Annotated in this window: 13 protein-coding genes and 1 tRNA gene; 4 read left to right on the plus strand and 10 right to left on the minus strand. The window is 66.9% G+C overall.

The window, feature by feature from the left end; genetic code table 11:
- Nucleotides 1-938 precede the first annotated feature (938 nt).
- Nucleotides 939-1,012: transfer RNA gene (locus ACWDX9_RS52635), tRNA-Arg, on the plus strand.
- 222 nt (nt 1,013-1,234) lie between these two features.
- Here the strand turns inward: ACWDX9_RS52635 and ACWDX9_RS52640 are convergent.
- The 8 genes from ACWDX9_RS52640 to ACWDX9_RS52675 form a co-directional block, all read right to left on the minus strand.
- Nucleotides 1,235-2,617: a tyrosine-type recombinase/integrase gene (locus ACWDX9_RS52640; RefSeq protein WP_449969483.1), complete on the minus strand. Its 1,383-nt coding sequence runs from the start codon at nt 2,615-2,617 to the stop codon at nt 1,235-1,237.
- Nucleotides 2,614-2,805 carry a helix-turn-helix transcriptional regulator gene (locus ACWDX9_RS52645; RefSeq protein ID WP_449969485.1) on the minus strand — a complete coding sequence of 64 codons (192 nt, stop codon included), beginning with the start codon at nt 2,803-2,805 and terminating at the stop codon, nt 2,614-2,616. Before ACWDX9_RS52645 ends, ACWDX9_RS52640 begins: the two co-directional genes overlap by 4 nt.
- Nucleotides 2,802-4,415 (minus strand): replication initiator, encoded by a 1,614-nt coding sequence (locus tag ACWDX9_RS52650; protein WP_449969488.1) that lies wholly within the window; start codon nt 4,413-4,415, stop codon nt 2,802-2,804. The genes ACWDX9_RS52645 and ACWDX9_RS52650 overlap by 4 nt, the downstream gene beginning before the upstream one ends.
- Complete coding sequence (locus tag ACWDX9_RS52655; protein WP_449969490.1) at nt 4,412-4,576, minus strand: hypothetical protein; 165 nt, start codon at nt 4,574-4,576, stop codon at nt 4,412-4,414. The genes ACWDX9_RS52650 and ACWDX9_RS52655 overlap by 4 nt, the downstream gene beginning before the upstream one ends.
- Nucleotides 4,573-6,003, minus strand: a complete 1,431-nt coding sequence (locus tag ACWDX9_RS52660) for an FtsK/SpoIIIE domain-containing protein (RefSeq protein WP_449969493.1) — start codon at nt 6,001-6,003, stop codon at nt 4,573-4,575. The genes ACWDX9_RS52655 and ACWDX9_RS52660 overlap by 4 nt, the downstream gene beginning before the upstream one ends.
- Nucleotides 6,004-6,090: 87 nt before the next feature.
- Entirely contained in the window at nt 6,091-6,411 is a 321-nt protein-coding gene (locus tag ACWDX9_RS52665; protein WP_449969495.1) for a hypothetical protein, read from the minus strand.
- Nucleotides 6,408-6,677, minus strand: coding sequence for a hypothetical protein (locus ACWDX9_RS52670; protein WP_449969498.1), 270 nt, complete (start codon nt 6,675-6,677; stop codon nt 6,408-6,410). The genes ACWDX9_RS52665 and ACWDX9_RS52670 overlap by 4 nt, the downstream gene beginning before the upstream one ends.
- On the minus strand, nt 6,677-7,087 hold the full coding sequence (locus tag ACWDX9_RS52675; RefSeq protein WP_449969500.1) for a plasmid replication, integration and excision activator: 411 nt from the start codon (nt 7,085-7,087) through the stop codon (nt 6,677-6,679). The genes ACWDX9_RS52670 and ACWDX9_RS52675 overlap by 1 nt, the downstream gene beginning before the upstream one ends.
- A gap of 197 nt (nt 7,088-7,284) precedes the next feature.
- Here ACWDX9_RS52675 and ACWDX9_RS52680 point away from each other — a divergent pair, with 197 nt between their 5' ends.
- Nucleotides 7,285-7,710 (plus strand): hypothetical protein, encoded by a 426-nt coding sequence (locus ACWDX9_RS52680; RefSeq protein WP_449969501.1) that lies wholly within the window; start codon nt 7,285-7,287, stop codon nt 7,708-7,710.
- A 43-nt stretch (nt 7,711-7,753) separates the two neighbouring features.
- On the opposite strand, the gene ACWDX9_RS52685 is transcribed toward ACWDX9_RS52680, so the two are convergent.
- Both ACWDX9_RS52685 and ACWDX9_RS52690 read right to left on the minus strand, forming a co-directional pair.
- Entirely contained in the window at nt 7,754-8,485 is a 732-nt protein-coding gene (locus ACWDX9_RS52685; RefSeq protein ID WP_449969503.1) for a GntR family transcriptional regulator, read from the minus strand.
- A gap of 182 nt (nt 8,486-8,667) precedes the next feature.
- Nucleotides 8,668-8,952 (minus strand): hypothetical protein, encoded by a 285-nt coding sequence (locus ACWDX9_RS52690; RefSeq protein ID WP_449969505.1) that lies wholly within the window; start codon nt 8,950-8,952, stop codon nt 8,668-8,670.
- A 348-nt stretch (nt 8,953-9,300) separates the two neighbouring features.
- Between ACWDX9_RS52690 and ACWDX9_RS52695 the strand changes: the two genes are divergently transcribed.
- Nucleotides 9,301-10,683 carry an XRE family transcriptional regulator gene (locus ACWDX9_RS52695; RefSeq protein ID WP_449969508.1) on the plus strand — a complete coding sequence of 461 codons (1,383 nt, stop codon included), beginning with the start codon at nt 9,301-9,303 and terminating at the stop codon, nt 10,681-10,683.
- Nucleotides 10,680-11,222: a flavoprotein gene (locus ACWDX9_RS52700; RefSeq protein ID WP_449969511.1), complete on the plus strand. Its 543-nt coding sequence runs from the start codon at nt 10,680-10,682 to the stop codon at nt 11,220-11,222. The genes ACWDX9_RS52695 and ACWDX9_RS52700 overlap by 4 nt, the downstream gene beginning before the upstream one ends.
- The last annotated feature ends 79 nt before the right edge of the window (nt 11,223-11,301 follow it).

Raw genomic sequence — 11,301 nt, forward strand, 5'->3', positions numbered from 1 at the left:
GCTCCTGCGCTGCGGGCTCCTGCGCTGCGGGCTCCTGCGCTGCGGGCTCCTGCGCAAGGGGGTCCTGCACAACGGGGTCCTGCATCGCGAGCTCCTGCGCGGCCAGGTGTTGCGGCGCGGGGTGCTGTGTCGTGAGGCCCTGCGCGGCCAGGCGCTGTCGCGCGGGGTGCCGCACCGCGGGGTCCTGCGCGGGCGGGTGCTGGGCGCGAGGTGCCGCGCTACGGGGTCCTATGGTGCCAGGCGCTGTGCCGCGGGGCCTGCGCGACCGGACGCTGTGCCGCGGGGCGCAGCATCGCAGGGTCCTATGAGGCTGGGTCCTCAACGCCACCGCTGGGGCGATGCTCGGCGAGGCGCCCTTCGACCTCCTCCCCAAACCCCTGGCGGAGGCGTTCGGCGCACCCCGCCGATGCTGATCTTCGCCCCGGCGTTCCCATATCGCCGAACGCTAGATGACCACGCCCGACCGCCACGCCACCCACCACAGCGCCCGTCCCCACGCCGATGTCGGCCTCCCCACAGACGCTCCAATCGCCCCCAGCCACCCGGACGGCCCCGCGCCCAGACGGACACCTCCCCGACCCTGGCCACCGCGACAGGATTAACCGCTCACGACTTCCCGAACGGTCACATCCCTCTACGACACGCCCGCCGCCGCATCCCGACCTTCCAACTCCTGGACGCGTCGCCCCCTGACCTCCCTCATCACCATCCCGGACAGCACCCGGAGCGCCTACCGGGGTCTTTTCGCCGGTTTCCTCCCCTATCTGGCCACCTCCGATATCCCCCCAGAGGCCCCCACACCCTGCTCGGCCACTGGTTCGCCCCTGACGCCTACCGCCTTGGGGGCGCTGTTCATGGCAGGTGTGATCGGCCTGACAGACTGACACGAGGAAAACGTGTGCGTGACATGTCGCCGGATCATGCACAATAAGGCGGGAGCGCCCTTAGCTCAGCTGGATAGAGCACCGGACTTCTAATCCGACGGTCGCAGGTTCGAATCCTGCAGGGCGCGCAACCGAGACCAGGCAATCTGCGGGTTGACCTGGTCTTTTGCATGATCGGTGGTCTTGGCTCGTAGGCAGGGTGATGCGGCCGAAAGCAGCCCTGTGCCACTGGTCGCGGAACATCCGCGGAATGCTCGTGGGCTCGTTTTCCCAGGTGAGCACGGCGGTTTCGAGCCCCGGAACGGCGAAAGGACCCCGGGCTGTCCCGGGGTCCTGCCAGTGGTTGTGGATCATGCAGCGAGCGCGCCCAAGATGCGCCGGTTGGCGACTTCCCGTTGGCCGTCGATGCACTTGGCGTAGACGCGGAGCATCACGTCCACGCCGTGGCCTGCTCGTTCGGCCGCTTCTGGGGCATGCACGCCTGCGTTGAGCCAGAGCGAGACGGCCGCGTGGCGCAGGTCGTACGGCCTGCCCGCCAGGGAAGAGGCGACCTGGTCGGGCGTGAGAGCGTATGTTCGAGCCTCTTGCCAGACCTTTGCGTAGGCAGACCCGGAGATCACGCCGCCCGTGCGAGTGCGGAAGAGCCGGCCGTCCTCGCCGACCCCGAACGATGCGATGTGATCGCGGAGGATGGCCACCAGTTCGGGCGGGATGGGAACAGTTCGGGTCTGCTTCACGTCCCGGTGCTTCAGGCCGCGTTCATCATGGGCCTGCCCGGAGTCGGTGAACCGCTTGTTGCTCTGGGGCCTGGTCTTCTCCAAAGTCAGCAGGCCCCAGCCCTTCGCCGGGAGGTGGCAGTCCTTCTGCCGTAGCCCCGCAGCTTCTGCCGGGCGTAGGCCGCCGAAGTACATGCAGGCGAACATCGCGGCCAGCATCGGCCCGCGTGACCGTCCCACGTAGGTCACCGCGGTGAGCAGTTCGCGGGCCTGCTTTGGATTGACCACGGAGCGCCGATCAATCTCGCCGCTCACCTTGGCCTTGCGGAACTTGACCTTGTGGAGTGGATTTGCCGAAAGCTCCTCCAGCTCCACCGCGTATTCGAGCGCGTGGTGGAAGACAGCACGCTTGCGGCGATAGGTCGAGGTCGCCGCGGCCTTGCCGTCCAGGCACAGAGCCAGGGCTTCCAAGGCCGTACGAGCGTGCTTGGTCTCCTCCAGAGCGTTCAGCGGCAGCGAAGCACTCTCCAGCCAGCGCAAGGTCCGTGCCATCTCCGGTGTCGCCGTCGGTCGGCGGTCTTCGGGCAAGAACGAGTACCCGCGCAGTGTCCGCCGGATGATCTCGTCGGATGGTCTGCCGGGCGTATCACCGACCAGGACGCGGGTCAGGGTGGCGAGTGTGTCAGTCATGCCCTCGCGGGACTTGGCCGCCGCGTGAGGCCACCAGGCGTGTAGGTAGGCGACGGCGAAGGAGTACCAGGTGCGGGACTCCTTAGCCTTGACCATCGACGTCGGAAGGCCCGTCTCCGCGTCGAACGCCTCGCCCTTCTTGGCCGCCTGGCGAAGGTCGGACAGGAAGCTTTCGGCCAGGCCCTTGGTCTTGAAGGTCGAGGACTTCTCACGGTTGCCGACCGTCCAGCGGACGGTGTGGGAGACGATCCGCGGCTTCTTGCTCTTGCCGTCTGACTTGGTGTTGGTGCGGATGTCCCAGAACTTGACCTTGTAGGAGGTGTTCATGCGGCGCTCCGGAGGGTTTCGAGCCAAGCGTTGAAGTCGCTGCGGTAGATGCGAAGTTCGCCGTTGGGCAGTCGGATGCCCTCCGGTGCCTTGCCGATCTCGCGCCAGCGGTAGAAGGTGCGGCGGGAGACACCGCCGAGTTCGTCGAGGACCTGGGCGACGGTGAGTAGTTCGTCTCGCCTGCTCATGCCGCCCTCCCCATGCGCTCAGTTGCCGAAGGATCTTGGCCGTCTGCTTGGGCTTGGAGTTGGGCCATGTGAGCGCGCCAGCGTTGACGTTCGGCCACCGTGCGGAGGAGTCGGACGGCAAGAGGCGGCACGTTGGCGTCTCCGGCTGGGATGGGCTTCCAGATGTAGCGGTGCGGGTCGGTGGGCTGGTCGGTCTGGCCGAGGGCTTCCAGGACCCAGGTGCGGCGGTCCTGCTTGTGTTCGGCCAGGGTCTTGTTCGACCACTTGCGGGAGACCAGCACGCGGCGCCCGGCGTAGCCGAGGTGATCGGGCTTGTGCGCCTTGCCCCGGCATCGGCCTGGAGCCATGCCGGGTTTGGCGTCCTTGGGCTGGACGCCGTAGCGCAGCCAGTTCGCGCACGTCGGCGAGCAGGGCTCGAACCGCAACGCTTCCAGCAGTCGCGCCGTGTGCTCGCGCTGTGCCGGGTCGTCCGCGTTGAGACCGTCGCCCAGCGACTTGGTCAGGTACTTCGACAGGTACCGGATGCATTGGTCCGCGTCGGGGGTGCCGGCCAGCACGCCTTGCACATCGACCTGGGTACCGAAGCGGACCACGTGCAAGGGTTCGGCCGCCGGGTCGGCGTCGAGCTGGTCAAGCGCCTCGTCCCAGGTCGGCAGTACCTCACCGGTGCCGGGGTCGAGGTAGCCCACGCCGTTCCCCCAGACCGGCAGGTGATCGCTCTCGAAGACGGGCCGATCGGCGGCAGGCCACCACACTTGGTGGTAAGTGGCCGCCGCGATCTGCTTGATGTCCGCACGCGGGAGGGTGCCGCGGATGGCCATGTGGAGGTGTGGGGCGAGCCGCTTTTGGGGTTCGACGGTGGCGAAGTACTGCGCGTCGTAGCCCGCCACGCGGCGGAGGTTCTGCACGAATCGGTCCACGAGCTTGGAGAAGTGCAGCGCATCCCGTGCGGCCTGTGTGTAGTCGTAGGTGTCGGGATCGACGGGTACCCCGTCGCGGATCTTGCCGTAGGACGGCAGGGTGAGCGTGACGAACAGCGAGGGTCGGTAGACCTCGCCATCCGAGCTGGTGAAGGTCCGGCCAAGCGTGGTGTTGACCATCTTGCGCTTGGGCAGGTCAGGGGCGTCCTGTCGCCGGCGGGTCGAGCGGTTGCGCTTGGGCGCGGACTTGCCCAGCACGTTGCCGCGCATACCTGCCGTGTTGATCTCTGCGTCCAGACCGGTGATGATCGCGTCCAGGTCGGTGGTGTCCTGGCCGAGTTGTTCGGCCTGGTCGCGTTGAGCCTGCATGTCGGCGCGGAACTCGATCAGCCAGCGTTGTTCGTCGTTCGGTTTGTCCAGCGTGGTGATCGGTTCGTGGTCGAGGTGCCAACCCTCCCGGCATTGGGCCATACGGAGCTGGCGGTTGCGCTTGGCGCATGGCGGACATGTGCTGTCCAGGGTGGCCCCGCAGGGCACGTCGATGATCTCGGTTTGCCCGGTGTAGGTATCGAGCCGCTTGAGTGCGATGGGCCGGATGCACACGCCGTACTGCTTGGCGACCTCTTCCATGACATCGCGGGCAAGTGGTTGGGCCATTCGCAGGGCGCGAGGGGTAGACCGGTCTGTCATCGGCACCCCTCCTGCCTTGCCTCGCCGATCTCGGGGAAGATCAGTGCCGACTGTCCACACTCACGACACTCGACCAGCGCCCGGGACGGGTCGAGCCAGAGCGTGTTGAGGGTCTTGCAGGTCGAGCAGCGCAGCCCGTCCAGGACGTGGGCCAGAGTCATCGGGCCTCACCGCCCTGCGTCGCGAAGCTGGCGACCATGGCGCGGATGTCGGTGTCTGAGACGTAGGCCGCGCGGACCCGTACCGGGTCAGGACTGGTTTCCAACCGGACGTAGCCGACGCCCGCGCCCAAGGTGGGGTTCGGGGAGATCCGGTCGGCCAGTGCGCCGCGGTCGCGTGCGCCGTCGCCGAGGACCATGTCCACCTGTTCCGACTCGTCCAACCTGAGGGCGATCTTGTCGGGGAACAGGTTGCGAATGGTCATGACCTCCTTGCGAGGATCCTGGAGCGCCGCCAGGACGCCGACGCCGACCGCACGGCCTTGGGTGGTCAGGATGGCCAGCGCCGCCGAGACGCGCCGCTTGAGGTCCCTGTCGGACTGGTAGGCGGTCAGGAACGCGACCTCATCGACGATGACCAGGATGAACGGATCATCGATGGTGGGGGTGTGGGAGCGCTGGACGCCGCCGAAGCGTGCGGCCCGCTCTTGCATGACCTTGACTGCCTGTTCGAGGAGGTCAGCGCACTTTTCGGAGGTGGCAGCGTAGTGGGAGCCGAACAGGGCACGGCCGAACGAGAGCTCCATCAGCTTGGGGTCCAGCGCCCAGATCTCGACCAAGCCCGCCCGCAGCGCGGGAAGTAGCGCGCGGATGGTGGACCAGATGATGGAGCCTTTGCCTGCTCCGGTGGCGCCGGCCACCAGCACGTGTGTGCCGAGGATTTTCAGCAGCCAAGGGGAGCCGTCCTCTTGCCTGCCGATCTCGACCGGTCCCACGGTCGGCACGGCCGGGACGGGGAGCGCGGGTATCGGCGTGGCCAGCGGATCACGGCGAGGGAAGGTCAGCACCAGCCGACCGGCCTTGACGACGGAGACGCGGCAGGAGGGTGCGCCGAAGCCATGCGCGAGGTGGTCGGTGCGGTCGGACCAGTCCTTGACGGCTTGGCCGTCGAGCATGCGCACGGTGACGGTGTCGGCCCAGGCGTTGCAGGTGACCTTGCCGAGGCGGGGCAGGTAGTCACGGCCGCGCAGGTGCTTGCCGAGCCCGGAGACGATCATGACGGGTTGCCAGTGTCGGCGGTAGATGAAGATGAGCCGCCACCAGGCCAGCAGCCGCCGGCCGACCCACTGGGTGAACGAGCCGCGATCGAGGAGGGCCCAGGCGGCCAGGCCCGTTGGTAGGGGAGCGACCAGGAGTAGCGCCATTTGCCAGCCGTACAGCCAGCACAGTACGGACGGCACTGCCAGGACCACGATGGCGATGGGGTGCCGCCAGACGGTACGGACCAGGCCCACGAGGAGCCGACCGGCCAGGATGACGATAGTGACGATGGCGGGAGTGGTGACGATGGCCGGGCGGAAGACGACAGCCGTGTCAGGGGTGGTGGAGACGAGGTTGCGCGCCTCGTCGCCGGGAAGTCTGCGGAACATAAGCTAGATGCCTCTCGTGATGTGGAGTCGTGGGAGAACCGAGGGGCCGCCGGAAGTTGGCGCTTCTGGCGGCCCCGCCTTGTTTGGTCAGGCCGCCGTGTCGGTGGCGGTCTTGTCGGTGGCCGACTGGTCGGTGTGCAGGCGCTCGCAGTCGGCCAGGTAGCGAGCGGCGGCGTTGAAGATCTCGCGGGCGGTGGCCAGGTCGGCGTCAGTGACTCGGCCGGCGCCGGTGGTGGAGATGTGCACGTGGGCCTCGTGCGAGGTGAATTCCAGGAACGGGCGCGGGTTGCTGAGCAGCAGCCCGGAGCTGACGCGCAGCCGGGGCGTGTAGAACGAAACGCCCAGATGTGGGGCGTCGTCCGGTCGCATCGACAGCGTGACGTAGGTGTACGGGCCGAGGTTGCTCATGCCGCCCTCACCTCACGGGTGCGGCCCTGCGCGAGCAAGGAGCGCTCGACCGATCGGGCGTATCGAGTGGCCTCGCGGGCGAGTTGGCGCGCGAACGTCAAGTCGTCCGCGGTCACCGGACCGGCGGTGGTGACCAGGACGCAGGCGGCTCCGAAGTCGAGCGCCAGCACGGGCTCACGGTGGCCATAGGGGTGGAGCAGGGTTCGGGCGGTCCGGCCGGTGGTCAGCCGGATCACGCTGGTTCGAGGGGTACGGCGACGGGTCATCAGGCGGCGTCCTTTCCGGCCTTGTTCGGGGCGCTCTGGCGGGGAGCGTGCATCTCGTGGACCTTGATCGAGTAGGCGAGCCGTCCGGCCGCGTTGACGTACGGCGTGACGGACATGCGGTCGAACTCGACCGGTGTGAACGGGAGCCCCGGCATCGGCTGCGGGGGCACCGGCTGGACCGGGGCGAGGATCTTGACCGCCACGGTCTTCTGGGCGGGCTTGAGGGTCGGGTCACCGTCCATGACCGCGACCTGCCAGACCAGTTCTGCGGTCTGCTTGTCGCGGGCCTGCACGAACCGGCCGTTGGACGAGGCGTCGAAGTCCTTGACGGGCTCGACCTCGCCGACGATGTAGCAGCCGTGCGGGAAGACCATGGCGAAGGTGACGGGGATGGGACCTTGCAGAGCCATGACGGCTTCCTTTCTTGACAGACAGGCACTTAACCTATCGAGTTTTTTGAGCATAACTCTGCGTAGCTTGCTAGGTCAAGTGCCCAAGCGTTCGAAGGCGGTGCGGACGGGCCGCGCCTTGGGGCGAGGCGGACCATTGAGTCGAAGATCGTGATTTGGCGTAGGTCGAATGGCTACAGGCCTTATGGTTCGACCTCGTGAGACGAAGTGTCTGGATCGTCCTGGCGGCTGTCATCACGCCGATTGCCGTGGTGTTCGTCCTGGTAATGCAGCCCGTCTGGCGGGACAACGCACGCCTCGAAGCCTTCTACGAGCGTGTCCTCGACTACCCTCTCCCGCCACGCACCCGAGACGTCTTCCCGACGACTCACGATGTGACCTTCGGGAAGAACCTGGTAGGCGGCAGCGGACGTTACTGCGACTATCGCGTCCGAATCACGCTGCAAACCGCGCTGACCCCGCAGGAGATCCATCGCTACTACGACCAGTCGCCGATCAAGGGAGCGGCGGCCAAAGCGATGATCTCCCTGTACTTCGAAGACGAGGGGCCCGCTGGTGGCCGACGAGTCATCGTCGAGGCGTACGACTCTCACAAGTGGGACGGGGATTGGCGCTGCTACTAACACGTAGCGGATCCCTAGCGTGTCCGATGACGCGGATGGCTTCCTATGCGACCGGGTACGCGTCTTCCAACTCGTGCCGATCGGCGGGAAGCAGGACTTCCACGACGGCGAGGGGCCGGCCAGAGGCATCGCGGACGGCGCCAAAAACGGCCAGAATCGGGATGTTTTTCGGCATGCCCAACTGCTTGGCCTCGTCGATTGAGGGCATACGGGCGGTGATCTGCTCCACGATGTGATCGAAGCGCACGCCCTTGCGTGACTTCAGATGCTCACGGATGCCCTGCGGCAATGGCTCACCGCTCGTCAGGTCGGTACCTTCCGACAGCTCCAGAGGCAACCACAGTGAGACCAGCTCGCTGGGCTCGCCATCGCGGACGATCAGGCGTCGGCGCAGGAACGCCTTGCTCTTTGGCTGTGCGTCCAGCAACGCCGCCATCCGATTGGGCAGCGCGACGGCACCGGCCTCGACCAGTTCGCCGGGAGCGTTGGTCTCCGGGTTGGTCAGGTACGCCTGGCCTGGACGGTTGGGCTCCACCGTGGCCATCGCGGGACGGCCGCGTACGAACCGGCCCTTGCCCTGCTGAGACTCGATCCAGCCCTGCTCGCGAAGCACCCGCAGCGCCGCCACGACGGTAGGGCGGGAGACGCTGAACTCTTGGATGAGCTGGTGTTCGCTGGGGAGGAGGGAGCCGGGTGGGTAGGTTCCCGCCTCGATACGCCGTTGAAGGGCCTGCACAAGCTGTGCATACTTCGGCGGTACGGACTCTAGCGACATTTTGACCGTCCAACACCCGACAGGTTGTTTTACCAAGTTTGAGCGTATCCCGGTGCGGGCTGTCTGTCCACGCGGGTTGCTGACGCTACCCCGGCCTGTGTGAACGATGAGACGCGACGAGCCAAGGAAAGCGCACCCAGCCCCGCCGGCCAGCACGCTGTCACCGCCTCGCCGCGCCTGTCTCAGCAACGCTTGATGTACTCGGCCAGGACCGAGGCCGCGCCTTGCGGATCGTTGGCCGGGTGCCGCTTGCTCGCGTCCTGCCAGGAGTAGTAGGCGCCGCCGCGCCCGACGAACACCGACACCGGCAACCCTGGATGGGGCTGGGCAACCATCAGTGCGCTGTTGTTGTCGCGCAGTTCCGCATTCACACCGAGGGCGGTGAGCTCATCACGCAGCCGGATGAGTTTGCGCTCCGCGTCCCATCGCATGACATCTGCCGCCAGTTCGGCCGCGATCGGCTTCATCTCCCGCTCCTTTCGGCCCGGCCTCTTCCGAGGCAGTCGAGACACTCCCGCTCCCCAATCCGTTCGGGCTCCTCCCCGTCGTTGCCGATCAGGAGATCGCGGCGTGAGCCCTTCAGCTTGTAACCGCGCCCCCGACACGCAGGGCAGAGCCTTGCCTCGCTGTTCTCGTCTGGCCGGGTCACCGTCGCCATCTCCTCGCGAGTCGTTCGGTACTCCCTGTGGCGGAAGTCCGCTTGACGTACCGTGGTTGATTGATGGCAAGTCCACCGGCAAATCAGAATCAGGGGACCCGCTAACAGGCCCCCCTCTTAACCCCTTTTCGATCCACCATCGGAAAGCAGGCCAGGTATGCCCGAGGCAACACCCAATGTGCTACTTCGGAACTGGCGGCAGCAGGCCGATTTGTCCCGCGCCGAAATGGCGAAAATGGTCAACCTCACCAAGAGCGGGATCAAGTACAACCTCGCCTGCGACGAGGAGCGCATACGCCGCTGGGAGGCAGGGGAGGTCACATGGCCGCGCGAGCCCTACCGACTGGCCTTGACTGAGGTCACCCACCAGGACCCGGAAGACCTGGGCTTCGCGCCCACCAAGCGCACCCGCACGCACGTGGATTCCCCCAAAGCGGTTGATACCCTTGCAAATGCACCACGCGCTGTGAATCTCGTCGAAAGAGGAGAGGACGAGAACGTGCGACGCCGCGAATTCGTCGGCCTCACCGGGGCCGCCCTGTTCAGCTCAGTAATCGGACAGCCCGGACCCACCCAGGACACCGGCCTCAATATCGAAAATCTCGCCGCCGCACTCGTCGATTACTCCACGCCCACAGACGGACCGATCGACCTCGACGCACTCGCCACCGCAGTAAGCACTGCCAAGCGCAGCTACCAGGCGTGCCGATACGCCCAGGTGACCGCCAAACTGCCGGCCCTGCTCAGCAAACTCCGCGCCGCCAGCACCACGCTGAACGGCGACGACCGGCTACGAGCTCACATGCTGTGCGCCGAGGCGTACCACGTGACCGCCTCCATCCTGCTCAAGCAGGAGGACAAGGGGCTCGCCTGGCTCGCCGCAGACCGCAGCGTTCAAGCTGCACACGCCAGCCAGAGCCCCCTCATGATCGGCTCAAGCTCCCGCATCATCACCCACGCCCTGATGGACGGCGGCCACCACCGCGCCGCCACCGACGCCGCACGCAGCGCAGCCCAACGCATGGACGCCGACCTCACCATCCCGTCCCCCGACGACCTGTCGATCTACGGATCCCTGCTGCTCCGCGGAGCAGTCGCCGCCTCCAACACCGGCGACCGGCACAACACCGTCGAACTCCTCGACGAAGCCGCCGAAGCAGGCACACGACTCGGCCACGACGCCAACCACATGTGGACCGCATTCGGCCCGAACAACGTCCTGTGCCACCGAGCCAACATCGCTCTTCGCCTGGGAGACGCTGGCACCGCCATCGACTACGCCCGCCAGGTCGAGCTGGACAAGCTGCCGATCAACGAACGCAAGGCCACGCTGCTACTCGACACCTCCCGCGCGTTCCTCATGTGGAACCAGCACGACAAGGCCCTGCACATCCTGCGCGCCGCAGGCGAGATCGCCCCCGAGGAAATCACCGGCCGCCCCGCGGCCCTCCGGCTGGTACGTGACATCCTGGCAACCGCCCCGATCAGCGTCCGCCGCGAAGCCCGCGAGTACGCGGCCACCCTGGGAGTCATCGCGTGACCCAACCCGGCAAGGTCCTCTACATCATCGTCTGCGCCGCAGGACCCGCCCCCCACGTCGGTCGCCTCGTCACCCTCGCCCAAGAGCAAGACTGGACCGTCCAGATCATCGCCACCCCGCCAGCTCTCAACTTCATCGACATCCCCGCGCTGGAGAAGCAGACTGGCTACCCCGTCCGCAGCCAATACCGCAAGCCGGACGAGCCGAAATCACCCCGAGCCGACGCCATCATCGTCGCCCCAGCGACATACAACACGATCAACAAATTCGCCCAGGGCATCGCCGACACCTACGCGCTCGGCCTGCTCTCCGAAGCCCCCGGACTCGGTATCCCGGTCGTCATCCTGCCGTTCGTCAACAATGCCCTCGCCTTACGGGCCCCCCTTCAGCGCAGCGTCGACCAGCTCAGAGCAGAAGGCGTGCGTGTCCTGCTCGGACCAGCACAGTTCGAGCCACACCCGCCCAGCACCGGCGGGGAGCACATGGACAGCTACCCGTGGGCACTGGCGTTGGAAACGCTTGCCGAATTGATCTCATAGGTATCAAGCGGCGGCGCGGCGCGCCGCCGTACCCCCGGCCCTCCGCCCGCCCGCCGTCCGGGCGTGCGGCCTGGAGGCC

The organism is Nonomuraea sp. NPDC003201, from assembly GCF_053590415.1.

Excerpts from the sequence above, each read along its gene's own strand:
- ACWDX9_RS52640 (WP_449969483.1), bottom strand. The coding sequence starts at position 2,617 with ATGAACACCTCCTACAAGGTCAAGTTCTGGGACATCCGCACCAACACC.
- ACWDX9_RS52645 (WP_449969485.1), bottom strand. The coding sequence starts at position 2,805 with ATGAGCAGGCGAGACGAACTACTCACCGTCGCCCAGGTCCTCGACGAA.
- ACWDX9_RS52650 (WP_449969488.1), bottom strand. The coding sequence starts at position 4,415 with ATGACAGACCGGTCTACCCCTCGCGCCCTGCGAATGGCCCAACCACTT.
- ACWDX9_RS52655 (WP_449969490.1), bottom strand. The coding sequence starts at position 4,576 with ATGACTCTGGCCCACGTCCTGGACGGGCTGCGCTGCTCGACCTGCAAG.
- ACWDX9_RS52660 (WP_449969493.1), bottom strand. The coding sequence starts at position 6,003 with ATGTTCCGCAGACTTCCCGGCGACGAGGCGCGCAACCTCGTCTCCACC.
- ACWDX9_RS52665 (WP_449969495.1), bottom strand. The coding sequence starts at position 6,411 with ATGAGCAACCTCGGCCCGTACACCTACGTCACGCTGTCGATGCGACCG.
- ACWDX9_RS52670 (WP_449969498.1), bottom strand. The coding sequence starts at position 6,677 with ATGACCCGTCGCCGTACCCCTCGAACCAGCGTGATCCGGCTGACCACC.
- ACWDX9_RS52675 (WP_449969500.1), bottom strand. The coding sequence starts at position 7,087 with ATGGCTCTGCAAGGTCCCATCCCCGTCACCTTCGCCATGGTCTTCCCG.
- ACWDX9_RS52685 (WP_449969503.1), bottom strand. The coding sequence starts at position 8,485 with ATGTCGCTAGAGTCCGTACCGCCGAAGTATGCACAGCTTGTGCAGGCC.
- ACWDX9_RS52690 (WP_449969505.1), bottom strand. The coding sequence starts at position 8,952 with ATGAAGCCGATCGCGGCCGAACTGGCGGCAGATGTCATGCGATGGGAC.
- ACWDX9_RS52695 (WP_449969508.1), top strand. The coding sequence starts at position 9,301 with ATGCCCGAGGCAACACCCAATGTGCTACTTCGGAACTGGCGGCAGCAG.